General features: G+C 62.4%; 23 protein-coding genes. 12 read left to right on the forward strand and 11 right to left on the reverse strand.

Going from position 1 to position 23,537, the window contains the following annotated elements; translation table 11 throughout:
• Positions 1 to 261: 261 nt before the first annotated feature.
• The 4 genes from yghU to ABTV29_RS12255 form a co-directional block, all read right to left on the reverse strand.
• The gene (gene yghU / locus ABTV29_RS12240) at positions 262 to 1,101 is read right to left on the reverse strand and encodes a glutathione-dependent disulfide-bond oxidoreductase (protein ID WP_433770533.1); all 840 of its coding nucleotides are present in this window, start codon (positions 1,099 to 1,101) and stop codon (positions 262 to 264) included.
• A gap of 39 nt (positions 1,102 to 1,140) precedes the next feature.
• Entirely contained in the window at positions 1,141 to 1,443 is a 303-nt protein-coding gene (locus ABTV29_RS12245) for a DUF1330 domain-containing protein (protein WP_433770535.1), read from the reverse strand.
• Between the two features lie 151 nt (positions 1,444 to 1,594).
• Complete coding sequence (locus ABTV29_RS12250; protein WP_433770537.1) at positions 1,595 to 2,263, reverse strand: type 1 glutamine amidotransferase domain-containing protein; 669 nt, start codon at positions 2,261 to 2,263, stop codon at positions 1,595 to 1,597.
• 47 nt (positions 2,264 to 2,310) lie between these two features.
• Positions 2,311 to 3,513: an MFS transporter gene (locus ABTV29_RS12255; RefSeq protein WP_433770539.1), complete on the reverse strand. Its 1,203-nt coding sequence runs from the start codon at positions 3,511 to 3,513 to the stop codon at positions 2,311 to 2,313.
• A gap of 176 nt (positions 3,514 to 3,689) precedes the next feature.
• On the opposite strand from ABTV29_RS12255, the gene ABTV29_RS12260 reads away from it, so the two are divergent.
• Positions 3,690 to 4,598, forward strand: coding sequence for a LysR family transcriptional regulator (locus ABTV29_RS12260; protein WP_433770540.1), 909 nt, complete (start codon positions 3,690 to 3,692; stop codon positions 4,596 to 4,598).
• Positions 4,599 to 4,601: 3 nt separating this feature from the next.
• On the opposite strand, the gene ABTV29_RS12265 is transcribed toward ABTV29_RS12260, so the two are convergent.
• Positions 4,602 to 5,519: a LysR family transcriptional regulator gene (locus tag ABTV29_RS12265; RefSeq protein ID WP_433770542.1), complete on the reverse strand. Its 918-nt coding sequence runs from the start codon at positions 5,517 to 5,519 to the stop codon at positions 4,602 to 4,604.
• Positions 5,520 to 5,653: 134 nt separating this feature from the next.
• On the opposite strand from ABTV29_RS12265, the gene ABTV29_RS12270 reads away from it, so the two are divergent.
• The 3 genes from ABTV29_RS12270 (at position 5,654) to ABTV29_RS12280 (ending at position 8,341) form a co-directional block, all read left to right on the forward strand.
• Entirely contained in the window at positions 5,654 to 6,967 is a 1,314-nt protein-coding gene (locus ABTV29_RS12270; protein ID WP_433770544.1) for an MFS transporter, read from the forward strand.
• Positions 6,968 to 7,027: 60 nt separating this feature from the next.
• Entirely contained in the window at positions 7,028 to 7,783 is a 756-nt protein-coding gene (locus tag ABTV29_RS12275) for a creatininase family protein (RefSeq protein WP_433770546.1), read from the forward strand.
• 165 nt (positions 7,784 to 7,948) lie between these two features.
• Entirely contained in the window at positions 7,949 to 8,341 is a 393-nt protein-coding gene (locus ABTV29_RS12280) for a GFA family protein (RefSeq protein ID WP_433770547.1), read from the forward strand.
• Between the two features lie 152 nt (positions 8,342 to 8,493).
• Here ABTV29_RS12280 and ABTV29_RS12285 read toward each other — a convergent pair whose 3' ends face one another.
• The 4 genes from ABTV29_RS12285 to ABTV29_RS12300 all read right to left on the reverse strand — a co-directional run bounded on the left by ABTV29_RS12285 (position 8,494) and on the right by ABTV29_RS12300 (position 12,409).
• Positions 8,494 to 9,678, reverse strand: coding sequence for a trans-sulfuration enzyme family protein (locus ABTV29_RS12285; RefSeq protein WP_433770549.1), 1,185 nt, complete (start codon positions 9,676 to 9,678; stop codon positions 8,494 to 8,496).
• Positions 9,675 to 11,051: a pyridoxal-phosphate dependent enzyme gene (locus ABTV29_RS12290; protein ID WP_433770551.1), complete on the reverse strand. Its 1,377-nt coding sequence runs from the start codon at positions 11,049 to 11,051 to the stop codon at positions 9,675 to 9,677. Before ABTV29_RS12290 ends, ABTV29_RS12285 begins: the two co-directional genes overlap by 4 nt.
• 295 nt (positions 11,052 to 11,346) lie before the next feature.
• Positions 11,347 to 11,631 carry a hypothetical protein gene (locus ABTV29_RS12295; protein WP_433770553.1) on the reverse strand — a complete coding sequence of 95 codons (285 nt, stop codon included), beginning with the start codon at positions 11,629 to 11,631 and terminating at the stop codon, positions 11,347 to 11,349.
• Between the two features lie 115 nt (positions 11,632 to 11,746).
• The gene (locus tag ABTV29_RS12300) at positions 11,747 to 12,409 is read right to left on the reverse strand and encodes a glutathione S-transferase family protein (RefSeq protein WP_433770555.1); all 663 of its coding nucleotides are present in this window, start codon (positions 12,407 to 12,409) and stop codon (positions 11,747 to 11,749) included.
• Between the two features lie 449 nt (positions 12,410 to 12,858).
• Here ABTV29_RS12300 and ABTV29_RS12305 point away from each other — a divergent pair, with 449 nt between their 5' ends.
• Complete coding sequence (locus ABTV29_RS12305; protein ID WP_433770557.1) at positions 12,859 to 14,178, forward strand: OprD family porin; 1,320 nt, start codon at positions 12,859 to 12,861, stop codon at positions 14,176 to 14,178.
• Between the two features lie 143 nt (positions 14,179 to 14,321).
• On the opposite strand, the gene catA is transcribed toward ABTV29_RS12305, so the two are convergent.
• Positions 14,322 to 15,251, reverse strand: a complete 930-nt coding sequence (catA, locus tag ABTV29_RS12310; RefSeq protein WP_433770559.1) for a catechol 1,2-dioxygenase — start codon at positions 15,249 to 15,251, stop codon at positions 14,322 to 14,324.
• 248 nt (positions 15,252 to 15,499) lie between these two features.
• The gene (locus ABTV29_RS12315) at positions 15,500 to 17,185 is read right to left on the reverse strand and encodes a sigma 54-interacting transcriptional regulator (protein WP_433770561.1); all 1,686 of its coding nucleotides are present in this window, start codon (positions 17,183 to 17,185) and stop codon (positions 15,500 to 15,502) included.
• 480 nt (positions 17,186 to 17,665) lie between these two features.
• On the opposite strand from ABTV29_RS12315, the gene ABTV29_RS12320 reads away from it, so the two are divergent.
• From ABTV29_RS12320 to ABTV29_RS12350, 7 genes are all read left to right on the forward strand, one after another.
• The gene (locus ABTV29_RS12320) at positions 17,666 to 17,920 is read left to right on the forward strand and encodes a phenol hydroxylase subunit (RefSeq protein ID WP_433770563.1); all 255 of its coding nucleotides are present in this window, start codon (positions 17,666 to 17,668) and stop codon (positions 17,918 to 17,920) included.
• A 66-nt stretch (positions 17,921 to 17,986) separates the two neighbouring features.
• Positions 17,987 to 18,979, forward strand: coding sequence for an aromatic/alkene monooxygenase hydroxylase subunit beta (locus ABTV29_RS12325; RefSeq protein ID WP_433770565.1), 993 nt, complete (start codon positions 17,987 to 17,989; stop codon positions 18,977 to 18,979).
• Positions 18,976 to 19,248, forward strand: a complete 273-nt coding sequence (locus ABTV29_RS12330) for an MmoB/DmpM family protein (RefSeq protein WP_433770567.1) — start codon at positions 18,976 to 18,978, stop codon at positions 19,246 to 19,248. The genes ABTV29_RS12325 and ABTV29_RS12330 overlap by 4 nt, the downstream gene beginning before the upstream one ends.
• A 47-nt stretch (positions 19,249 to 19,295) precedes the next feature.
• Positions 19,296 to 20,813 (forward strand): aromatic/alkene/methane monooxygenase hydroxylase/oxygenase subunit alpha, encoded by a 1,518-nt coding sequence (locus ABTV29_RS12335; RefSeq protein ID WP_433770569.1) that lies wholly within the window; start codon positions 19,296 to 19,298, stop codon positions 20,811 to 20,813.
• A 146-nt stretch (positions 20,814 to 20,959) separates the two neighbouring features.
• Positions 20,960 to 21,319: a phenol hydroxylase subunit P4 gene (locus tag ABTV29_RS12340; protein WP_433770570.1), complete on the forward strand. Its 360-nt coding sequence runs from the start codon at positions 20,960 to 20,962 to the stop codon at positions 21,317 to 21,319.
• A 10-nt stretch (positions 21,320 to 21,329) separates the two neighbouring features.
• Positions 21,330 to 22,391, forward strand: coding sequence for an NADH:ubiquinone reductase (Na(+)-transporting) subunit F (locus ABTV29_RS12345; RefSeq protein WP_433770572.1), 1,062 nt, complete (start codon positions 21,330 to 21,332; stop codon positions 22,389 to 22,391).
• Positions 22,392 to 22,568: 177 nt separating this feature from the next.
• Complete coding sequence (locus ABTV29_RS12350; RefSeq protein WP_433770573.1) at positions 22,569 to 23,459, forward strand: SphA family protein; 891 nt, start codon at positions 22,569 to 22,571, stop codon at positions 23,457 to 23,459.
• Positions 23,460 to 23,537: the final 78 nt, after the last annotated feature.

The following is a 23,537-nucleotide window of genomic DNA, read 5'->3' on the forward strand; positions in this document are numbered from 1 at the left end:
GGCCGATAAACCTGTAGGAGCGAGCCTGCTCGCGATGGCGGTGTGTCAGGCAACATCTTTCTCGACTGACAGTCTGCTATCGCGAGCAGGCTCGCTCCCACAGGGTTTGGCGCTGTACACAAATGACAAGGCTGGCAGATAAACCTGTAGGAGCGAGCTTGCTCGCGATAGCGGTGTGTCAGGCAACATCTTTCTCGACTGACAGTCTGCTATCGCGAGCAAGCTCGCTCCTACAGGGGGATTTGATTGACCGCGATGTTCTCAGTCCAGATCGCTGGCCTGATGCCGTTCAGGCACCTGGAGTTGCTCGTCGCCCCAGGTCCGGTTAACCCGCTGGCCACGCAGGACCGCCGGGCGTTTGGCGATTTCCTCGGCCCAGCGCTGTACATGGGTGTATTCGTGGGCGGAGAGGAATTCGGCGGCCGAGTACACGTTGTCCCGCACCAGTTGGCCGTACCACGGCCAGACCGCGATATCGGCGATGCTGTAGTGGTCGCCGGCCAGATACGTGCTTTCACCAAGGCGGCGGTCGAGGACGTCCAGTTGACGCTTGGTCTCCATGGTGAAGCGGTTGATCGGGTATTCGTATTTCTCCGGCGCGTAGGCATAGAAGTGTCCGAAACCGCCACCCAGGTAGGGCGCCGCGCCCATCTGCCAGAACAGCCAGTTCAGGGTTTCGGTGCGCCCGGCGGGATCCTTGGGCAGGAAGGCGCCGAATTTTTCCGCCAGGTACAACAGGATCGAACCGGACTCGAACACGCGAATCGGCGGCTCTGCGCTGCGGTCCAGCAGGGCCGGGATCTTCGAATTCGGGTTGATCTCGACAAAGCCGCTGGAGAACTGCTCGCCTTCGCCGATGCGGATCAGCCAGGCGTCGTATTCGGCGCCGGTGTGCCCCAGCGCCAGTAGTTCCTCGAGCAGGATGGTCACCTTCACGCCGTTGGGCGTGGCCAGCGAATACAGCTGCAACGGATGCTTGCCGACCGGCAGGGTCTTGTCATGGGTCGGGCCGGCAACCGGGCGGTTGATGTTGGCAAACTGGCCGCCTGACGGCGCTTCGTGTTTCCAGACCTTGGGCGGAGCGTAGGGCTTTTTGCTCACGAAATGGACCTCCTGGTGATGTGCCTTGACCTTGGAGCGCTAGGCCGGCGCGACGTCGCTGCCTTCGACGAGCAGCATCCGGTACTGCGCCCCCTTGAAACGATGTTCCCGCGCTTGCTGATAAGCCGGGCTGTTGTACCACGCCCGGGCGGCGTCCATGTCGGGAAAACGCAGGATCGCCACACCCTCGGCCGATGGGCCTTCCAACACGTCGAGCTGGCCGTAGAAGGCGATTCGGGTGATGTCGTGGCCGGTTCGGGCGGCGGGAGCCTTCTGCGCGTATTGCTGCATTTGCGCTTCGTCGAGGGTGTTTTCGCGGATGAAAATAACATAGGCGGACATGAGGGGAACTCCTTGAAGGGTGAGGTCCCTGTAGGAGCGAGCCTGCTCGCGATGGTCGTCAACGATGACGCTGGAGACCTGACACCCCGCGGTGTTCTCAGGTCCATCGCGAGCAGGCTCGCTCCCACAGGTTAAGAAGGGGATTAAGGTTTCAGCGCAGCGCCTCAACCATCGCCTTGGCCAGCGGCCCGCCGGATGCCGGGTTCTGGCCGGTCATCAGGCGACCGTCGACCACCACTTTTTCCTGCCACACCGCGGCCGACGAATACTCGGCACCTTCGGCGCGCAGCGCATCCTCCAGGAGGAACGGTACATCGGCCTGGGCGTAACCCGCTTCCTCATCGTTTGAGAACGAGGTCAGCTTGCGGCCCTGGACCAGCGGGGTGCCGTCTGCCAGCTTGACCCCAAGGAAAGCCGCTGGACCGTGGCACACCGCCGCGACGATCTTGCCGCCATTCCACGCACGTTCGATCGCACGCTTCACGTCAGGGTCGTTGGCGATATCGACCATCGGGCCAAGGCCGCCCGGGAAGAAGATCGCGTCGTAGTCCAGCACATCCACTTCCGACAACCGACGGCTGTTGGCCATGCGGCGGATCGCGGCGCTGTTGCGAAATGCCAGTTGCGCAGGGTCGGTTTCGTCGTAGCCGTCTTCCGGCGGGTTGCCGCCCAGAGGCGAGGCGTATTCGACCGCCACGCCCGCTTCGGCGAACACCTCGTAAGGGTGGGCGACTTCCGGGAAGAAGTACCCGGTCTGGCGGTTGTTCGGGCCGATTTCAGCGGTGTTGGTCAGGATGAACAGAACGTGTTTGATGCTCATGGGTAACACTCCTACAGGATTGAAAACGCGGGTTTTAAGTTGCAAATTCAGGCGGCGCTGGCCGCATGGACGAGGGGAGCAGGGCGGCGGATCAGCGTGAGGCCGAACAGCACCAGGCCAGTCAGGGTCATGGCAAAGCCGGCCCAGCCTGCGGACATCAGGCCGTAACCTGCATCGATCGAGGCGCCACTGCCCCAGGCACCGATGGCATTACCGAGGTTGCACGCGGCCAGGGTCATGGCGCCCATCAGCGAAGTTGCTTGCGGGGCCAGTCGGGTCAGGCGTACTTGCAAGGTCGGGAGCGAAGCCATCAGGCCGGCACCGAGCACGAACAGGGCAGGGAACAGCACCCAGGGCGATTGGCCGGCGGTGGCGATGATCGCCAGCACCACCAGTGCCACGCCGAAGCCCAGGACGATGCCGCGCATCGGGTAACGGTCGGCCATGGAACCGCCGACGCTGTTGCCGGCCGTCATGCCCAGGCCGAAGATCGCCAGGGCCACCGGGATCATGCTCGGCGCCAGGTGTGCCGCGTCGGTCACGATCGGGCCGACGAAGGTGTACACCGCAAACAGGCTGGCGATACCGGCAGTCGCCACCGCCATCACACCCCAGACGCTGCCTTTGCGCAGGGCCGACAGTTCCTGAATGATCGGCGTGCCGTTCAGCGCCTCGCTGCGTGGCAGCCATTGGCGAATGGCGAGCAGCGCCAGGCCCGAGAGCACAGCCACCGCCAGGTAGGTTTCACGCCAGCCCAGGTGTTGACCGAGAAAGGTGGCGAGCGGCGAGCCGATGATGGTGGCGATGGTCAGCCCGGTCATGACAATGGCGAACGCCTTGCCTTCCTGCCCGGGGCCCATGATCCAGGACGCAACCATCGCACCCGCGCCGAAATAGGCGCCCTGTGGCAGGCCACTGAGGAAGCGCGCGGCCATCAGCAGGTTCAGGTCGGTGGCGATCGCCGACAGCACGTTGCCGACGACAAACAGCCCCATCAACGCCAGCAACAGCGTGCGTCGGTTGAGCCGGGCCGCCGCCAGGGTCACCGCCGGTGCGCCGATGACCACGCCCAGGGCGTAGGCGGTGACCGCGTTGGTGGCCTGCGGCACATCGATGCCCAGGCTGGCGGAGAACAGCTGGATGATGCCCATGCTGGCGAATTCGGACGTGCCGATGCAGAAGCTGCCCAGGGCCAGGGCAAACAGCGCCAGGGCGCGGGCCAGCTTGTTCGAGGGTGGGGTGCCTGTCATCTGAATCACCTTGAATTTGAGTTGAGCACTTGAAGTGGCGGCCGGTTCCGGCAGCACCTTCTGGATGGGCCCAACTATGATTCAGGGTGAGATATTCAAGAAATTTACTTACTTGATGTTAGATATTCATCAGGCATTATGTCTTCTGAATCCTGCGATCCAGACGGTGGCAAACCATGCGCTACGATCTCAATCTCTTGCCGGTGTTCATTGCGCTGATGGAAGAGCGCAGCGTCACCCGCGCCGCGTTGCGCCTGGGGATCACCCAGCCGGCGCTGTCGAATGCCCTCAATCGGCTGCGCGACACCTTGCAAGACCCGCTGTTCATCCGCGAGCGCTACGGCATCAAGCCGACCCAGTTTGCCGAAGAGATCGCCCCGGTGATCGTCGAGAGCCTGGGCAGGCTCGACGAGGTACTGGTCGGGCGGCAGCATTTCGATCCCGCCACCGCGACCCGCCAGCTCAACATCGCGGTGAACACTTACGTTGAAGTGGTGCTGGTGCCGGGCATTGTCGCCAGGCTGCGAGCGCTGGCGCCGGGGATCAAAATGTCGCTGGCGCCCTACGGCAATGACCTGGCGGAAACCGGGGTGATTTCCGGGACCACGGACATGGTGCTCGGGCGCATCGTCGAACCGCCCGACAACCTGATCATCCAGCACTTGATGGACGACAGCCTGGCGTGCGTGGTGCGTGCCGACCATCCGGACATCGGCGACAGCCTGTCGCGCGAGCAATACGAGGCGCTGCGCCACGTCAATATCCAGCCACCGGGGCGCCTGCGGGCCGGGCTGTTCCAGGCGCTGGACCGGCAAGGCCTGCGGCGCGAGCTGGCGATTTCGGTGACGCATTTTCTGGCGGTGCCGGAGATCATCGCGGTCACCGATTACTGCGCGACCCTGCCTCGGCTGATCTGCAAGCAAATCGCCAAGGACCCGCGCCTGAAAGTGGTAGAAGCCCCCGTCGACCTGGGGACCTTCCCGGTGCAGATCGCCTGGCACGTGCGTTATCGCAACGATCCGGCGCACAAGTGGTTCCGCCAGTTATTGGTGGAGACCGCAGCGCAATTGTCCGCTGCGGATTGAGGTTCAGTTGCTGGAGTCGAACATCGCCAGGCGTTGCAGCATCCAGTTGAGCAACTCCTGGGCCGGGGCGGTCAAGGCGCGACCCGACTTGACCAGCAGTTTGGCCTCGACGCCGAGAAACAACGGGTGATCCACTGAAATCGCCGCCAGGCTACCCTGGGCGATCTCGCGGTAGGCGGCGAATTCACCGAGCAACGAGGCGAAGTCCCCGGAGGCCACCAGGCGCTTGAGGGCCGCCAGCGAGTTGCTCACCAGCGCCGGGCGGATCTCGATCTTCTCGGCGTATTCGAGCATTTTGATCGCGTGACCGATGCCGAAGGTGGTCGGTGTCAGCACCAGTTGGCAGGCGAGTACATCCTCCACCGAGGCCGAGCCGCCTCTGACCGCCAATGGGTGATCCGGCCGCACCAGCAGCTTCACCGGTTGTGAAGAAGTGGCACAGAAATCGATGTGCGCGTGGGGCGGTGGATTGTAGGCCAGGCCGATGTGCGCGCGGTTTTGCGCCACTTCGTCCAGCACATCGTCGACGGGCAGGATGTCCAGCGTGACGTCGAGCCTGGGGTACTGCTTGCAGAACGGCGCCAGCACGTTGTCGACCAGGGCGTCGACATAACCTTCGCTGATCACCACGCGTACATGCCCCTGTTGCAGGCCCTTGATCGCTTGCAACTGGTCTTCGAGCCGCTCCTGGTGCGATCGATAGCCGCGCCAGAACTCCAGCAGATGCGCCGCCGCCTCGGTGGGCTGCACGCCCCGTGCCTGGCGTTCGAACAGCTTCGCGCCCAGTTCCTCTTCCAGCAGCTTGATTTGCCGGGTGATCACCGAAGGCGAGGTGTTGATGCTGTCCGCCGCGCCACGAATGGAACCGTGGACCAGCACCTCGTGAAAGTAGCGCAGCCGTTGTTGATTGATCTCGCGCATGCCGTTTATCCCTCCAGACTTGAGTGTTGCTCACAGGGCAACGATACGCGAACTTAGTTGCTCTTGCTGGTCTGAAGGGGGCGGGGCAACATTCATCGCACGACCTCTTTGAACAACAATAATGGGAGACGCGCATGGCAACCTTCACACCCGCAGCAAGAACCGAGGCGCTGGCGGTCCTCTATCGCAAGCTCAACTGGCGCCTGCTGCCGCTGTTGTTCATCTGCTATGTCTTCGCCTATCTGGACCGGATCAATGTCGGCTTCGCCAAGCTGCAGATGCAAAGTGACCTGGGCCTGTCCGATGCCGCCTATGGCGCCGGCGCCGGGATCTTCTTTCTCGGTTATGTGCTGTTCGAGTTGCCCAGCAACCTGATGCTGCCCAAGGTCGGCGCGCGCAAGACCTTCAGCCGCATCCTGGTGCTATGGGGCATCACCTCGGCCTGCATGCTGTTTGTGCGCGACGTGCCGACCTTCTATGTGATGCGTTTTCTGCTGGGGGTGTTCGAGGCCGGTTTTGCGCCGGGCATGATCTATTACCTGTCTTGCTGGTACGGCCCGACGCGCATGGCCCGGGCCATCGCCATCGTGTTCATTGCCGGGCCCGTTGGCGGTATCGTCGGCGCGCCGCTGTCGGCCTGGCTGATGACCGCGCTGGCCGGTGCCGGCGGCATGGCCGGCTGGCAGTGGATGTTCCTGATCGAAGGTTTGCCTTGCGTTTTGCTCGGCGTCCTCACGTACTTCGTGCTGGCCAACCGGCCCGCCGAGGCCCGCTGGCTGAGTGCCGAAGAGAAGCAACTGCTGGCCTCGGAACTTGGCCCATCGGCAGGGCAGGCGCATTCCTTCAAGGCTGTGCTGCGCGACCCGAAAACCTATGTGCTGGCCTCGGCCTACTTCTGCATCATCTTCTCGATCTACGCCATGAGCTTCTGGCTCCCGGCGATCCTCAAGGACCAGGGCGTCAGCGACACTCAGCAACTGGGCTGGTTTGCCGCGATCCCCTATGTCGGCGCTGCCATCGGCATGTACTTCATCGGGCGTCGCTCCGACCGGCTGGGCGAACGGCGCTACCACTGTGCGGTGCCGGCGGGCATCGGCGCCTTGCTGTTGCTGATGTTCCCCTTCGCCGCCGGGCATGTGCTGCCGTCGCTGATGCTGTTGTCGTTGGCCACCGCGGCGATGTTCATGGCCTATACCGTGTTCTGGACCATGCCGTCGGAACATATCAAGGGCGAAGCGGCCGCCGGCGGCATCGCCTTCATCAACACCATCGGCCTGTCCGGTGGGTTCTGGGGGCCGGCGGTGATCGGCTGGGCCAAGACGGCCACCGGCACCATGAACCTGGGCGTCGTCGCTGTCGGCTGTGCCGCGCTGTGTGCGACGCTGATCGTGCTTTTCAACAAGTCGTCAGCGAGTCAAACAGCTGTTCCTGAATTGAGTGCTGGCTGATCCGCCTGCGCTTGGGTCAACATCCTGTTCCGCAAGGAACCCTTGAAAGAGAGAACTCACATGCTGCTATACATGTCCACCTGGGCCGAAATCGAACAGTTTCTTCAGCGCAGCCGCACCATCGTGATTCCCATCGGCTCGAATGAACAACACGGCCCGACCGGGCTTCTGGGGACCGACTGGATGTGCCCGGAAATCATCGCCCGCCAGGCACAGAAAGACGCCGATATCCTGATTGCGCCCACCTTCAACATCGGCATGGCGCAACACCATCTGGGGTTCCCCGGGACCATTTCCCTGCGTCCTTCGACCTTCATGGCGGCGATTGGCGACTGGGTGCGTTCGCTGGCGGCCCACGGCTTCGAAAAGATCCTGTTCCTCAATGGTCACGGCGGTAACGTGGCTTCGATTGAGGCGGCTTTCTCGGAAATCTACGCCGAAGCCAGCTTCGCCCGTCGCCCGGCCGGCTTCGCCTTGAAGCTGTGCAACTGGTGGGATCTGGAGGGCGTGAACGAGCTGGCCAAACAGCAGTTCCCCACCGGCCACGGCGTTCATGCAACGCCGTCGGAAATTGCCGTCACCCAATGGGCCTACCCGGATTCGATCAAGACCGCCGACTACTCGCCGCAGATCGCCAACTGGGGCCCGATTCGCGAAGCAGCGGATTTCCGCGCCCGCCACCCCGACGGCCGCATGGGCTCCGACCCGGCCCTGGCCACCCCGGAAAAAGGCCGCCAACTGGTGATGCTCGCAGCGCAAGGGCTGGTGCAGGAAGTGGCGGCGTTCAGCCGGGAATCGAAGGCGGGCCAGCAGTAATCTTCACTGTGCAGTCTGCGCTCAAGTCACGGTCATGTACGGTAACCTGTGGGAGCGAGCCTGCTCGCGAAGGGGCCATCAGCTTCAGCACCATTGTTGACTGACACACCGCCTTCGCGAGCAGGCTCGCTCCCACAGGGATCTCGTTTGCAGAGGAGACGCACCATGGACCGATTCACCGGCGGTTGCCTGTGTGGCGATGTGCGGATCGTGGCAACGGGGCGGCCCTATCGGGTCGGCCTGTGCCACTGCCTGGACTGCCGCAAGTACCATGGGGCGCTGTTTCATGCGTCGGCGATATTCCCCCGGGACGCGGTGACCATCGAGGGCGAAACGCGGGACTACGGCGGGCGGTGCTTCTGCCCCCGCTGTGGTTCCTCAGTGTTCAACCGCACCGACGATGAGATCGAAGTGAACCTGGGGGCGCTTGATGCCCCCGACCAATTCAAACCCACCTATGAACTCTGGACGGTGCGCCGTGAAGCGTGGTTGCCGGCGTTTCCGGTCGGCCGGCGTTATGAGCGGGATCGTGAGGGCGAAGGCCGATTCGAGGAGTGACCACACCTTCGGCAATGTGGGCACGACGATGCTCCTCCTGTGGGAGCGAGCCTGCTCGCGATGGACGTTCATCCACCGCGTGCATCCAGACAGCCCGCGTCATCGTTGACGTCCATCGCGAGCAGGCTCGCTCCTACAGGTATTGCATCAGGTCACTGGCCAATCTTGGCCAGCGCCTGCGCCAGGTCCGCCCGCAGATCCTCCACATCCTCAACCCCCACGGACAGCCGGATCAGCGAATCGCCAATCCCCAGTTGCGCGCGGGTGTCTGCCGGGATGGTGGCGTGGGTCATGATGGCCGGGTGTTCGATCAGGCTTTCCACGCCGCCCAGGCTTTCGGCCAGGGCGAAAATTTCCACGCTTTCCAGGAAGCGCCTTGCGCCGGCGAGGTCGGTTTTCAGATCCAGGGAAATCATCCCGCCGAAGCCATGCATCTGTTGGCGTGCCAGCTCATGCTGCGGATGTGATGTCAGGCCCGGGTAGTAGACCCGCGCCACCTGCGGCTGGCGCTCCAGCCATTGCGCCAGCTCCAGGGCATTGCTGCAGTGGCGTTCCATGCGCAGCGCCAGCGTCTTCACGCCGCGCAGGGTGAGGAAGGCGTCGAAGGGACCTGCGATGGCGCCCACGGCGTTTTGCAGGAAGCCCAGGCGCTCGGCCAGTTCGGGGTTCTGGCCGACCACGGCGATGCCGCCGATCACATCGGAGTGGCCATTCAGGTACTTGGTGGTCGAATGCAGCACGATGTCGAAACCCAGCTCCAGCGGGCGCTGGATCCACGGGCTGGCGAAGGTGTTGTCGGCCACGCAGATGATGCCGCGGGCGCGGCAGATGCGGGCGATGGCGGCCAGGTCCGTGAGACGCAGCAGCGGATTGCTCGGCGTTTCGACCATCACCATGCGGGTGTCGTCCTGCAACGCCGCCTCGAACGCCGACAGGTCCGTCAGGTCGACGAAGCTGAAGCGGTGTCCGGCGCTGCGCTGGCGGACCTTGTCGAACAGGCGGAAGGTGCCGCCGTACAGGTCATTGCCGGACACCACGTGGGAGCCGGCGTCGAGCAGCTCCAGCACCGTGGAGATCGTTGCCAGCCCCGAGGCGAAGGCGAAGCCCCGGGTGCCGCCTTCCAGATCCGCCACGCAGCGTTCCAGGGCAAAGCGCGTCGGGTTGTGCGAGCGCCCGTAGTCGAAGCCCTTGTGTACGCCAGGACTGTCCTGCAAGTAAGTGGAGTTGGCATAGATCGGTGGCATCAGCGCCCCGGTGGTCGGATCGGGGGTCTGGCCTGCGTGGATCACCCGGGTCGCGATGCCCCGAGGTGCGGCGTTCTTGTCGTGCTGACTCATGCAAGGGTTCTCCGTAGATGATTGAGCATGTCGACCCGGGTAATCAGGCCGTGGAAACCTGAAGCATCAGCGATGATCGCCACCAGCCCGCGGTCGAGCACCGCTTCGAGCTGCGCCCGGCTGGCGTCCGGCGCCAGGGTTTGCAGCTTGTCGGTCATGGCGCAGGTGACGGTCATGCGAAAGTGCGCATCGCCACTCTGCACGTTCAGCAGAATGTCGGATTCGTCGATCACCCCGACCAGGCGCTTGCCGTCCTCCAGCACCGGCAGTTGCGACACATCCGCCAGGCGCATGCGCTGGAACGCGGTGAGCAGGGTGTCGTCGGGGCCGACGCTGATCACCCGGCCATCCTCGAAGCGCCGGGCGATGAGGTCGCGCAGGTCGCCATAGTGTTTGCTTTGCAGCAGGCCCTGATCGGACATCCATTGATCGTTGTAGACCTTGGACAGGTAACGGGTGCCGGTGTCGCAGACGAAACTCACCACCCGTTTGGGCTCGGTCTGTTCGCGACAATAGCGCAGCGCCGCTGCCAGTAGGGTACCGGTCGACGAACCGCCGAGAATGCCTTCTTTGCGCAGCAACTGGCGGGCGTGGTCGAAGCTTTCTTCGTCGCTGATCGAGTAGGCGTGACGCACGCTCGACAGGTCGGTGATTGACGGGATGAAGTCTTCGCCAATGCCTTCCACCGCCCAGGAACCGGGGGCACCGAGGGTGCCGCTGCGGCTGTATTCAGCCATCACCGAACCGACCGGGTCGGCCAGGACCATTTCCAGGTCCGGTTGCACCCGTTTGAAGAAGCGGGTCAAGCCGGTGAGGGTGCCGGCCGAACCGACACCGACGACAATCGCGTCGACATCGTGCTGGGTCTGCGCCCAGATCTCCGGCGCTGTGCTGCATTCGTGGGCCAGCGGGTTGTGCGGGTTGTTGAACTGGTCGGCGAAAAACGCATCGGGAATTTCCCTTGCCAGCCGCGCGGCCACGTCCTGGTAGTAATCGGCATGGCCCTTGCCGACATCGGAGCGGGTGATGTGCACCTCGGCGCCCATGGCCTTGAGGTGCAGGACTTTTTCCGTGGACATCTTGTCGGGCACCACCAGCACCACGCGGTAGCCCTTGGCCCGGCCAACCAGGGCCAGGCCCAGGCCGGTGTTGCCGGCAGTGGCCTCGACGATGGTGCCGCCGGGCTTGAGGCGGCCATCGCGTTCGGCGGCATCGATCATCGCCAGACCGATGCGGTCCTTGATCGAACCGCCGGGGTTCTGGGATTCGAGCTTGAGAAACAGGGTACAGGGGCCCGTATCGAAACGGCTGACACGCACCAGCGGCGTATTGCCAATCAGTTCGAGCACGGCAGGGCGGGAGTCGTTCGGCATGTCGTCACCTCACTGCAGGGATCCTTGGTGGATTGCCAGCGACTGCCTGCGAGTCTTCGCAGCGGTCGCGGCATTGCCTCGTCTGGACCATAGGCCCGGATCGCGACACTCGCAACCGCCTTGCTGAAAGTAGCCCCGACATTGGGGAAATTACCTGTGATGGGGTGGCTTTATGGGTAGAGGCGAGGGGCCATCAGACCCCGTAGGAGCGAGCATGCTCGCGATGGGCGTCAACGATGACGCGATCTTCCGGATGACCCCTTCGCCTATGAGTCCATCGCGAGCATGCTCGCTCCTACAAGGTAGCCGTGATCATGACCAGATTGATGTGTTGCATGAACTCGGTGATCGTCGTCAGGCCACAGGCTTGCATGCCGGCCATGAGCGTTGCCTGGTAGGGCGTGATGGCCAGGCCGGCCAGGGGCTGGATGTCCGGCAGCACTTTTTCCGCAAGACCTATGGCCGCAAGGCTTGCCGCGCTCACCAGCACCGCCGCGGCGGCGGTCAGGACCACGGCCATGACGACCATGATGGCCACCAGTGCAGCCAACAAGACTGCCAGCGTCGATTGCCCCGCCATGCACACCTCCCCAGACCATTGCGCCACAGGGAGGTCGGCTGACTGTCCCCGGCGCCATGTGCCAAAGCAAGGCGCGGGCCAAGCAACGGGAGGCTGCGAAAAAAATTTACAGGGGCTAGCGGAAGCGATTTTCAAGGGCCTCGGCAAACGGGTACCAGGCAAACCACGGCCGGGCTTCGTCGAGAACTTGTCGGGCCGAAGGTCGCTGGATCAAGCGCTCGAAGTACGCATTCACGCGCGGGTAGTCGTCGGGGATCGGTACCAGGGTACGCGCGTAGAACAGGGCCGGCACCGCGGAGCAGTCGGCCATGCTGAAGTCCGGGCTGGCTACCCAGCCGGCACCGTCCAGTTGGCGTTCGAGCATGCCGTAGGCGGTCAGCAGGGTGGCCCTTGGTTTACTCAGGTCTGCTGCGCTTGCATGGATGCGATCGGCAACGATCTGCTGCATTGGCTGCTGCACGTAGAGGTCGAAAAAGCGATCCCACAGCCGCACCTGCAACGCCGTGTCCCAATCCTCGGGGATCAGTCGGTGCTGGCTAGCGTGGAAGTGGTCCAGGTATTCGATGATGACGCTCGACTCGGCCACGGTGCGTTGCCGGGCGTGATCGCGGATTACCGGGAACTTGATCAGCGGCCACAGCGCTTCGAGTTCCGCGCGCTCGGTTTCGCTGGAGAGGTCGATGAGGCGCTTTTCGCAGTCGATCCGGTGTTCGTAGAGCGCGATCAGCGCCTTGTGGCAGAACGACGAGAGTGGGTGGTAGTACAGCGTCAGGGACATCGTGGGTCACCTCGGTACTTTTTCTCTTTTCAGGGGTGCAAGCAGTATTGACCATCGATGAAAACCTGCGGGGCGGATTTTCAAATACGACCGCGTTCCATGCCTCTGCACGACAAGCCTTATCCCTCTACGAAAACTACTTTCACCGCGTTTGAAAATCGCCTCTCGAAATGTTTTAAGAGTTTCACGAATTTGGCGTGACCCTCCATAGGAGCCCTGTGTAGGAGCTGTGTAGGAGCTGTCGAGTGCAACGAGGCTGCGATCTTTTAAAAGCAAGATCAAAAGATCGCAGCCTGCGGCAGCTCCTACAGGGGACCGAGTCCCGATCCAATTACCAGAAACCTTGAATTTTTGAAGCTCATGTTCACCCATCGGGCGCGGGATCCTGCGCGCCTGAAACAAGCAACAGAACACCCAAATAACGATAAGAAATTCCCCAGGAGCCCCGTATGTTCAAACGAGCAATTCCCGCCGCCATCCTTCTTGCCAGCAGCTCGGCTGGCGTCCAGGCCGCCGACAGCCACGGCTTTGTGGATGACAGCAAAGCCACGCTCTCGATGCGCACCCTGTACTTCAACAGCGACAACCGCGATGGCACGGCGGACCCTTCGAAAACCGAAGAAACCGCCCAGGGTTTCGTGCTGCGCTATGAGTCTGGCTTCACCCAGGGCACGGTCGGTTTCGGCCTGGATGCCCAGGCGCTGCTCGGCGTGACCCTCGACAGCGGTTCCGGGCGCCACGTCGGTAGCGGCATGATCCCCTCCGACGGTGATGGCGCCGCCGACAGCTGGAGCAGCTTCGGCCCGACCGCGAAGATGCGCCTTGGCAAAACCGAACTGCGCTACGGCACGCTGTTGCCCAAGCTGCCGATCCTGCTCGCCAACGATGCCCGCGTGCTGCCGCAGTCCTTCACCGGCACCCAGGTCACATCCAGGGACATCGACGGCCTGACCCTGACCGGTGGTTTGCTGGAGCAGGCCGTGGGCCGGGCCTCGACCGATCGCACCGGCCTGTCGGTGGCGGGCGCGACCCGTGACAGCAACAAGTTCTACTTCGCCGGCGGCGACTACGAAGTCACCCGCAGCCTCAAGGCCCAGTATTACTTCGCGCAACTGGAAGATTTCTATAACCAGAACTTCCTCGGCCTGGTGCACGTGCTGCCGCTTGAAGGCGGCAGTTCGATCACCACCGACCTGCGCTACTTCCGCACCACGTCCAGCGGGGCCAACAGCTCGGCGGCGGGCAGGGCGGCGGGGTATCGGGTATCCGGGTACACCGAGGACAACGACGGCGAAATCGACAACAGCACCTGGGCCGCGATGGTCACTTACGCCAACGGCGGTCATGCCGTGGCGCTGGGTTATCAGCAGGTAGGCGATGGCAGCAACTTCGTCCAGCCCAACCAGGGCAGCCTGCCGGACAAGGGCGCCGGTGGCGGCAGCGTCTACCTGCCCACCGACCGCATGATCCAGAGCTTCACCCGTGCCGGTGAACAAACCCGTTTCGGCCAGTACACCTACGACTTCGCGGCGCTGGGCGTACCGGGGCTGAGGGCGTCGATCGCCTACCTCAAGGGCACCGGGATCAAGGCGCAGAACAGCGGGGATCAATCGGAATGGGAGCGCGACATGACCCTGGACTACGTGATTCAGTCGGGCACCTTCAAGAACGTCGGCTTCTCGTTGCGCAATGGCCAGTCGAACACCGAGGCGGGGCGCGATGTGGATCAGAGCCGCTTCATCATCAACTACGCGATTCCGTTGTTGTAAGACCGGCCTGGGTCAGCACACACCTGTGGCGAGGGAGCTTGCTCCCGCTGGACTGCGTAGCAGTCCCTTTTTTAGGGCCGCTGCGCAGCCCGACGGGAGCAAGCTCCCTCGCAACAGGGTAATCATCGCTCGTTCGATTGCATTCAGGACTCCAGCGCCCGTACTCGCTGACGACGGCTTTCATCGCCAGCGCCATGGCTTGGATGCAGGGTGAAGTCGAAGGTGATTTCGGCGAATTGGCCCTCGACGCCTTTCTCCTTACAGGCGGCCGGGTCGGTGTTGAAACGGATATCGGCGATCAGTTCATCTCGCGTGGCATAGGCAAAATCGTCGTGCAGGTATTGGTCGCCCGCCAGGTTGATCTGCGTGGTCAGGTGGCGGTAGCCCGGGGCGCTGAGGAAGAAATGGATATGTGCCGGGCGCTGGCCGTGGCGGCCGATGCCGTCCAGCAGTTTCTGGGTCGGACCGTCCGGCGGGCAGCCGTAGCCGCTGGGGACGATGCTGCGAAAGCGGTAGTTGCCCTGGTCATCGGTGACGATCCGACGGCGCAGGTTGAACGCCGACTGGCTTGGGTCGAAGTACGAATAATTGCCCAGTGTGTTGGCGTGCCAGACATCTACCACCGCACCCGCCAGCGGCTTGCCTTCAAGGTCCAGCACGCGCCCCTGCATGAACAGCACCGTGCCCGGATCCTGGCCGTCGTCCAGTCGTGCCTCATGCTCGCAGAGCGGCGCACCCGCCACGTACAGCGGGCCTTCGATGGTGCGTGGCGTGCCGCCGTGAATGCCGTCCTGCTGGTCCCTGGCGTCGAGCAACAGGTCGAGGTAGTGCTCCAGCCCAAGCCCGGCCGCCAGCAAGCCGGCCTCACTGCGAGCGCCGAGTTCGTTGAGGTAATTGACCGCCGTCCAGAACTCCTCGGGGCTGATCTGGTGGATTTCGATGATCTGGACGGTGTGCTGCAGGATCGCGTTGATCACCACCTTCAGGCGCGGATTACCCGCGTGGTTGGTCAGGCCGCTGGCTTCATCGAGAAATTGCCGGGCAGCTTCGGTGTGCGAGAGTTTCACGGTCATGGGGCGGTCTCTTGTTGTGGTTGAAGGCAGTGCTTCAAGCCATAGCAAGCGGGGTGCCAATGCGCGGGGGAGCCCTGTCGCTCAACCCTGTGGGAGCGAGCCTGCTCGCGATAAACCCAATGGCGCCGCGGGGTGTCAGGCTGCCAGCGTTATCGTTGTCCTCCATCGCGAGCAGGCTCGCTCCCACAAAAAAAGCAGGCCGGCGTTGAGCAAATGATCAACGCCGGTCATGGGGGTTATCCAAATGATCAACCCGTGGGGGACTTCTTCAAGCGATAAGCCAACGCAGGACGGGTGATGCCCAGCAGGCGCGCCGCTTCCGAGACGTTCTGGTGGCTGCGCTCCATGGCCGCGTGAATCAGTGCATCCTCCACCGAGTCCAGGGCAATGCCGCTGTCGATGATGGTGTCGATCCAGCCATGACCGGCGGCCGGGGTGGATTTGACCAGCCGCCCGTCACTGGCCACGCCAATGCTGTCGGCCAGTTGCGGTGAGTGCGGGAACAGCGCGTCGACGGTGATGCTCTGGTTGTCGTCGGTGATGATCACCCCCCGTTCCATCAGGTTTTCCAGCTCGCGGATGTTGCCGGGCCAGTCGTAGTGCAGGCAAACCTCCATGGCGCGGTCGGACAGGCCGAGGGTCTTTTTCTTGTAGCTGGCGTGGAGCTTTTCCAGGAAGTGTTCGATCAGCAGCGGGATGTCTTCCCGGCGGTCGCGCAAGGCCGGAATCCGCACCGGGAACACGTTCAGGCGATAGAACAGGTCGGCGCGGAACCGCCCTTGCTTGACCGCGTTTTCCAGGTCTTCGTGGGTGGCGGTGATGACCCGCACATCGACCTTGCGCGTCTGCGAATCCCCGACCCGTTCCAGCTCCTGTTCCTGCAACACCCGCAGCAAGGTGGCTTGCGCCCGAGGGGTCAATTCGACGATTTCATCGAGGAACAGCGTACCGCCATTGGCCCGCTCAAAGCGGCCCATGCGCGACTGCTGGGCGCCGGTGTAGGCGCCTTTCTCCACGCCGAACAATTCGGCTTCGATCAGGTCCGACGGGATCGCCGCGCAGTTCAGCGCGATGAACGGGCCGCCGGCGCGCTCACTGCGCAAGTGCAGGCTGCGGGCGATGACTTCCTTGCCCACGCCGGTCTCGCCGAGCAGCAACACCGAGGCCTTGCCCAAAGCCACCTTGTCGATCAGCGCGCAGGTGCGGCGGTAGATCGGCGACTGGCCGATGCCGTAGAACTTGCCGGCCTCGATCTGCAGGCGCTGGCGCATGTTCGCCACCTGCACCTGTAAGGCTTGCAGCTCATCGATGATCGGGTCGCTCTGGAAGTAGCGCATGATCTCGTCGGCATCGTCCCATTGCTCGGCCGGTTTACCGATGATCCGGCATTGCGCATCACCGCAACCGCGACAGCTGACCTCTTTGTAGATGATCTGCCGGCCGAGAAAAAACGAGCTGTAGCTGATGGCATACCCCAGCAGCATCCAGCACACCGGCTGCTCGGAATGCAGGTTCTCGGTCTGGCAGTTTTCCACCTCGAAGGAGTCCTGCCATTCGATGTCGGCGTAGAACTGGCCGTTCTCAAGATCAATGTCGATGGCCTGCGGGCGGACATTGACCATGCCCTTGAGCGAGTGCAGCTGGGGACCGGTGAAGAACATTTCGACGTCGGTACCATGGGGCCGTAGCTTGCGCGCAAGCTCCGCATCCTTGAGCCCGGACTGATAGCCCAGGCGCAGGAAAAACCCCTTGGCGCGCTCCACGCCGAGCATCTCGATCAGTTCGCGTCTGAAGGACGCCATCATCGACACCTGGATCAGCAGCATGCGTTGCTCGTCCAGCCAGATCTTTCCCTCGCAGCCGAGAAAGCGCACCTGATCGCTCAGATCCTTGAGTGATGGCGGCTGCTGCGAAGCCTTGTACGTGGTGATCATTCACTGCGCCCCTGATTGTTGTTATGTCGAGAGCAAGATCAAAAGATCGCAGCCTTCGGCAGCTCCTACTGTAAATCGCGCTCCTCTGTAGGAGCTGCCGAAGGCTGCGATCTTTTGATCTTGCTTGTTGGGGTGATGCGTTCCGCTCAGGCAATGGCGGTTTTTTTACGCATCGATAGCGACCGGTGTTTGCAGGCAGGCAAGGTCGTTTTTCCTTTTTCTAAGCGGCCTGAAAGTGGGCCAAAAGTCAATCGCCGCGTGATTGGTTCATTTGATCGAAGGCGCCTCGGACGATTGAGCAAATGATCAATTTATCGGTTCGTGGAGCGGACTTTCTACCGGGGCTTGATCCCTCGCTTGTTGCAAATGATCTTCGTAACCGATTGGTTTTAAAGGAATAAAAAATCAATTCCGGGCGATTTTCCAGCGCTGGCACCCTTGTTGCTCCGTACCCCGTACAGAACAAGGGAGTACCCGAGCATGAGCCAACCTGCCAGCCACTTCGATCAGATGCCGCGCTACGTCCGTGTACGCAGCGGACCTGATGACACCTTCGTCGAATTCGATTTCGCCATCGGCTTTCCCGACCTGTTCGTTGAGCTGGTACTGCCGCGCAAGGCGTTCCTGCAGTTCTGCGAAGTCAACCAGGTGCAGCACATGGACACGCAGATGTGCGAGGCCCTCGATGCCGATGCGCGCAAGTGGCGCTACGGCGAAGGGCGCGATACCGACTAGCCACCCGCTCTTGCAACAGTAGCCCGACTGCATCCCAACAGAACAATAACCACAGGAGTCCACTCCATGAGTGTCGAGATCAAGACGGCCACCGTCGAGACGATCCGCAACACCTTCAGCCACACCCGTCGCCGGTTTGGCGACAAGGTCGCCAGCCGTTACCAGGAAGCCAGTTTTGACCTGGAATCGGCGACCAATTTTCATTACCGGCCGCTGTGGCAGCCCGACAAGTTGCTCAATGACGCCACCCGCACCGCAGTGGTCATGGCCGACTGGTACGCGGTCAGCGACCCGCGCCAGTACTACTACGGCGCCTACGTCCAGGCCCGGGCCAAGATGCAGGAAAACGCCGAGCACGACTACGCCTTCTGCGAGAAGCGCGACATGCTCGCCGGCCTGTCCGGGGCCAATGTCCAGTTGATCAGCAAGCTGCTGTTGCCCCTGCGCCACGCCGAGATGGGCGCCAACATGAACAACAGCAACATCGCCGCCGACGGCTTTGGCACCAGCGTCACGCAGATGCACATGTTCCAGGCCATGGACCGTCTGGGCATCGCCCAGTACCTGTCGCGGATCGGCCTGATGCTCGATGACGGCGACGTGTTGCTGCTGGCCCAGGCCAAGCAGCAGTGGCTCAACGATCCGGCGTGGCAGGGCATGCGCCGCTACGTCGAGGACACCCTGGTGGTGCGCGACTGGTTCGAACTGACCGTTGCGCAGAACCTGGTCAGCGACGGCCTGGTGTACCCGCTGCTGTTCCACAAACTCGACGAGCAACTGTCGGCCAACGGCGCCGGCCAGGTCGGCATGCTGACCGAGTTCATGCGCCTGTGGTTCGCCGAGAGCCAGCGCTGGGTCGACGGCCTGCTCAAGACCGTGGTCAACGAAAGCGCGGCCAACAAGGAGCTGGTTCAGGGCTGGATCGATCACTGGAGCCAGCGCTCGGTCGAGGCCCTGCGTCCCCTGGCCGGGCTGGGTCTCGATGAGTCGGCGCTGGATGCCGTGTGCACCGAGTTCGCCGCCCGCCTGAAGAAAATCGGACTTGGAGCACGGCCATGACTTCCCTCGTCTACATGAACCTGCAAGACACTGACTACGCCCGCGCGATCGTCGACGCCATCGTGCAGGACAACCCCCATGCCGAGATCCAGCACCAGCCTTCGATGATCCGCATCGAGGCCGAGGGCCGCCTGGACATCCGTCGCGACACGGTCGAGCAGCTCACCGGCAGCCCCTGGGACATCCAGGAAATGCTGATGTACGTGATCACCCTGGGCGGCAACGTCGTGGAAGAGGACGACAGTTTTTCCCTGTACTGGAACAGCTGATCGCGCCTGTCACCACTGATCCATAACAAGAATTCGGGAGCGCCATCATGGCCGTGAAAAAACGCCTCAATGCCAAAGAGAAATACCGCTGCATGACCCGTGACCTGGACTGGGAGCCGAGCTACCAGACCCATGAGGCCATCTATCCCCACGAACGCTTCGAAGGGATCAAGATCACCGACTGGGACAAGTGGGAAGATCCGTTCCGCCTGACCATGGACACCTACTGGAAATACCAGGCCGAGAAAGAGAAAAAGCTCTACGCGATCTTCGATGCCTTCTCGCAGAACAACGGCCACACCACGCTGTCAGACGCCCGTTATGTCAACGCGCTGAAGCTGTTCCTGTCTGGCGTGACGCCACTGGAATACCAGGCCTATCAAGGCTTCGCCCGGGTCGGTCGGCAGTTCAGCGGCGCCGGCGCGCGGGTGGCTTGCCAGATGCAGGCCATCGACGAGTTGCGCCACGTGCAGACTCAGATCCACGCCATGAGTCACTACAACAAGCACTTCAACGGCCTGCATGACTTCGCCCACATGCACGACCGCGTGTGGTTCCTCTCGGTGCCCAAGTCGTTCTTCGAGGATGCGCGCACCGCTGGCCCGTTCGAGTTCCTCACGGCGATCTCGTTCTCCTTCGAGTACGTGCTGACCAACCTGCTGTTCGTGCCGTTCATGTCCGGTGCCGCGTTCAACGGCGACATGGCCACGGTGACCTTCGGTTTCTCGGCGCAGTCCGACGAAGCCCGGCACATGACCCTGGGCCTTGAGGTGATCAAGTTCCTGCTGGAGCAGCACGAAGACAACGTGCCGATCATCCAGCGCTGGATCGACAAGTGGTTCTGGCGCGGCTATCGGCTGCTGACGCTGGTGGGGATGATGATGGACTACATGCTGCCGAACAAAGTCATGTCCTGGTCCGAAGCCTGGGGCGTGTATTTCGAAGAGGCGGGTGGGGCGCTGTTCAAGGACCTGGAACGCTACGGCATCCGTCCGCCCAAGCATGTCGAAGAGGCGAACATCGGCAAGGATCACATCAGCCACCAGGCCTGGTCGATCTTCTACCAATACAGCCAGGCCACCAACTTCCACACCTGGATGCCGACCGACGAGGAACTGGACTGGCTGTCGTCCAAGTACCCGGACACCTTCGACAAGATCTATCGCCCACGCTACGAACACTGGCGTGCGCTGCAAGAGAAGGGCGAGCGTTTCTACAACCCGACCCTGCCGATGCTCTGCCAGATCTGCCAGATCCCGCTGGCCTTCGGCGAGCCGGATGACCCGACCACGCTCAGCCATCGCAGCGCCGTGCACGAGGGTGAGCGCTATCACTTCTGCTCCCAGGGCTGCTGCGACATCTTCGAGTACGAGCCGACCAAGTACATCCAGGCCTGGCTGCCGGTGCACCAGATCCTGCAGGGCAACTGCGGTGGCGGCGACGTCGAGTCGGTGGTGCGCGACTACTACAACATCAACCCCGGCCAGGACAACTTCGAGTACTTGGGCTCCACCGAGCATCGACGCTGGCAGGACTGGCACCCGAACGTTCGCAAGGCCGGCTGACACAACCAAGAACCACTGTAGGAGCGAGCACGCTCGCGAAAAACGTCTGGACAACGCATGCATTCAAATGCCCCGCGTCATCGTTGTAGACCATCGCGAGCGTGCTCGCTCCTACAGTTCAACCGACAACAATAAGGAAAACGATCATGCCCGTGACTGCCATCGGCGCCTACAACGCCCAACCCCTGGACCACCAGGGGAATTTCCACGGCCTGCAACTGGTGTACCTGTGCTGGGAAAAACACCTGATGTTCTGCGCGCCGTTCACCTTTCCACTGCCACCAGCGATGCCGTTCAGTGACTTCATCGAACAGGTGGTCAAGCCCTCGATCGCCCGTCACCCGGACGCGGCACAGGTCGATTTCAGCCAGGCGCAGTGGTGCCTCAACGAACGGCCGTTCACCCCGGACAACGCAGCCAGCCTGATCGCCAACGGCATCGATCACAAGAGCCTGCTGCACCTCTACACCCCAGGCTTGAACGGCATTGCCGGCAGCTTCAACTGAGGACAGGGTCATGAGCTACCAAGTCACCATCGAACCCACTGGCGAGCAGATCGAAGTGGAAGAAGGGCAGACCATTCTCCAGGCCGCGTTGCGCCAGGGCGTGTGGCTGCCGTTTGCCTGCGGCCACGGTACCTGCGCGACCTGCAAGGTCCAGGTGCTGGAAGGGGAAGCGGACCTGGGCGCGGCGTCGTCCTTTGCGCTGATGGACATGGAGCGTGACGAAGGCAAGGTGTTGGCGTGCTGTGCGATCCCGCAGAGCGACATGGTGATCGAGGCCGACATCGATGCCGATCCGGATTTCCTCGGGCATCCGGTCGAAGACTACCGCGCGGTGGTCAGCGCACTGGTGGACCTGTCGCCGACGATAAAGGGCGTGCACCTCAAGCTGGATCGGCCGATGGCCTTCCAGGCGGGGCAGTACATCAACCTGCAACTGCCCGGCATCGAGGGCACGCGCGCCTTCTCGCTGGCCAATCCGCCGAGCCGTGCCGACGAAGTCGAACTGCATGTGCGGCGGGTCGATGGCGGGCTGGCCACCGGCATGATTCATGATGAGTTGAAGGTTGGCGATACGGTGGATCTCTCCGGGCCCTACGGACAGTTCTTCGTCCGTGGCTCGCAGAGCGGTGACCTGATTTTCATCGCCGGCGGCTCGGGTTTGTCGAGCCCGCAATCAATGATTCTCGACCTGCTGGAAGCGGGTGACAGCCGGCAGATCGTGCTGTTCCAGGGCGCGCGCAACCGCGCCGAACTGTACAACCGCGAGCTGTTCGAGGCCCTGGCCCGGGATCACACGAACTTCACCTACGTGCCGGCGCTCAGCCAGGCGGTCGAAGATACCGAATGGACCGGCTTCAAGGGCTATGTGCATGACGCGGCCAAGCAGCATTTCGACGGCCGTTTCAGCAGCCGCAAGGCCTACCTGTGCGGGCCGCCGGTGATGATCGACTCGGCCATTACCTGCCTGATGCAGGGGCGCTTGTTCGAACGCGACATCTTTATGGAACGCTTCTACAGCGCCGCCGACGGAGGCGAATCGACCCAGCGTTCGGCGTTGTTCAAACGCATCTGAGTACATACAACTCCCAGACCACCACAAACCCCCTGTAGGAGCGAGCCTGCTCGCGATGAGGGCATCACATTCAACACTTTCGTTGACTGTTGAACCGCGATCGCGAGCAGGCTCACTCCTACAGGTAGTGGAGGGCAGGGCGTGCCCGACCGATAACAACAAAAAAGGTTGAAATGCATGACTCGCACAACAAAAAAACTGATCGTGACCGCTGCGCTGACTGCCTTGCCTTTGGTGGCTCACGCCACCGAAGGCGGCGGTACTTCCTATCCTTTAGGCGCGGAAAACTACATGTCCGGCGCGATGCCGCCGCCGGGGTTCTACGGGCAACTGTTCGTCAACCACTATGAGGCCGACAACCTGCGCGGCAACGATGGCAAGAAGCTCCCGGTGGATTTTCGCGTGCGCGCCAACGCCATCACCCCACGGCTGATCTGGGTCAGCGACTACACCCTGTTCGGCGCCAGCGTGGCGCTGCATGCGATCGTGCCGCTGGTGGACTTGAAGGTTGAATTGAATGGCCAGTCGCAGAGCAAGCAAGGCCTGGGCGACATCATCTTCGGGCCGGCGCTGGGCTTTCATCACAGTGAAAAATTCCACAGCATCCTCGCCCTCGACATGATCGCCCCGACCGGTCGTTACGACCGTGGCGACCTGGCCAACATCGGGCGCAATTACTGGGTGATCGAGCCGGTCTACGCCATGTCCTATGTCGATCCGAACGGGCTCAACCTCGACGCCAAGATCATGTACGACTTCAACCGCGAAAACCCCGCCACCGACTACCGCTCGGGCCAGGAATTTCACGTCGACTATGCCGTCGGCTGGGGGCTGGGTAATGGCTGGGTGCTGGGCGTCGGCGGCTACTACTACCGCCAGACCACCGACGACCGGCAGGACGGCGAGACGATCAAGGACAACAAGGGGCGCTCCCTGGCCATCGGACCGTCGATCAAATACACCAGCAAGTCGGGGTGGTTCGTCACCGGGAAATGGGAACAGGAAACCGAGGTGCGCAACCGGGCGCAGGGGAATGCGTACTGGATGAAATTGACTGTGCCGTTTTGACACGGCTAATGCAGTGCACCCTTTTTGTGAACACTGCAAAACCCTGTGGGAGCGAGCCTGCTCGCGAAAGCGGTGTAT

It is taken from the genome of Pseudomonas putida, assembly GCF_050989985.1.
Lineage (GTDB): Bacteria > Pseudomonadota > Gammaproteobacteria > Pseudomonadales > Pseudomonadaceae > Aquipseudomonas > Aquipseudomonas putida_AI.

Bases quoted from the DNA above. Each gene is read 5' to 3' on its own strand.
- ABTV29_RS12245 (WP_433770535.1), bottom strand. From the start codon at position 1,443: ATGTCCGCCTATGTTATTTTCATCCGCGAAAACACCCTCGACGAAGCG.
- ABTV29_RS12250 (WP_433770537.1), bottom strand. From the start codon at position 2,263: ATGAGCATCAAACACGTTCTGTTCATCCTGACCAACACCGCTGAAATC.
- ABTV29_RS12255 (WP_433770539.1), bottom strand. From the start codon at position 3,513: ATGACAGGCACCCCACCCTCGAACAAGCTGGCCCGCGCCCTGGCGCTG.
- ABTV29_RS12260 (WP_433770540.1), top strand. From the start codon at position 3,690: ATGCGCTACGATCTCAATCTCTTGCCGGTGTTCATTGCGCTGATGGAA.
- ABTV29_RS12265 (WP_433770542.1), bottom strand. From the start codon at position 5,519: ATGCGCGAGATCAATCAACAACGGCTGCGCTACTTTCACGAGGTGCTG.
- ABTV29_RS12270 (WP_433770544.1), top strand. From the start codon at position 5,654: ATGGCAACCTTCACACCCGCAGCAAGAACCGAGGCGCTGGCGGTCCTC.
- ABTV29_RS12275 (WP_433770546.1), top strand. From the start codon at position 7,028: ATGCTGCTATACATGTCCACCTGGGCCGAAATCGAACAGTTTCTTCAG.
- ABTV29_RS12280 (WP_433770547.1), top strand. From the start codon at position 7,949: ATGGACCGATTCACCGGCGGTTGCCTGTGTGGCGATGTGCGGATCGTG.
- ABTV29_RS12285 (WP_433770549.1), bottom strand. From the start codon at position 9,678: ATGAGTCAGCACGACAAGAACGCCGCACCTCGGGGCATCGCGACCCGG.
- ABTV29_RS12290 (WP_433770551.1), bottom strand. From the start codon at position 11,051: ATGCCGAACGACTCCCGCCCTGCCGTGCTCGAACTGATTGGCAATACG.
- ABTV29_RS12295 (WP_433770553.1), bottom strand. From the start codon at position 11,631: ATGGCGGGGCAATCGACGCTGGCAGTCTTGTTGGCTGCACTGGTGGCC.
- ABTV29_RS12300 (WP_433770555.1), bottom strand. From the start codon at position 12,409: ATGTCCCTGACGCTGTACTACCACCCACTCTCGTCGTTCTGCCACAAG.
- ABTV29_RS12305 (WP_433770557.1), top strand. From the start codon at position 12,859: ATGTTCAAACGAGCAATTCCCGCCGCCATCCTTCTTGCCAGCAGCTCG.
- catA (WP_433770559.1), bottom strand. From the start codon at position 15,251: ATGACCGTGAAACTCTCGCACACCGAAGCTGCCCGGCAATTTCTCGAT.
- ABTV29_RS12315 (WP_433770561.1), bottom strand. From the start codon at position 17,185: ATGATCACCACGTACAAGGCTTCGCAGCAGCCGCCATCACTCAAGGAT.
- ABTV29_RS12320 (WP_433770563.1), top strand. From the start codon at position 17,666: ATGAGCCAACCTGCCAGCCACTTCGATCAGATGCCGCGCTACGTCCGT.
- ABTV29_RS12325 (WP_433770565.1), top strand. From the start codon at position 17,987: ATGAGTGTCGAGATCAAGACGGCCACCGTCGAGACGATCCGCAACACC.
- ABTV29_RS12330 (WP_433770567.1), top strand. From the start codon at position 18,976: ATGACTTCCCTCGTCTACATGAACCTGCAAGACACTGACTACGCCCGC.
- ABTV29_RS12335 (WP_433770569.1), top strand. From the start codon at position 19,296: ATGGCCGTGAAAAAACGCCTCAATGCCAAAGAGAAATACCGCTGCATG.
- ABTV29_RS12340 (WP_433770570.1), top strand. From the start codon at position 20,960: ATGCCCGTGACTGCCATCGGCGCCTACAACGCCCAACCCCTGGACCAC.
- ABTV29_RS12345 (WP_433770572.1), top strand. From the start codon at position 21,330: ATGAGCTACCAAGTCACCATCGAACCCACTGGCGAGCAGATCGAAGTG.
- ABTV29_RS12350 (WP_433770573.1), top strand. From the start codon at position 22,569: ATGACTCGCACAACAAAAAAACTGATCGTGACCGCTGCGCTGACTGCC.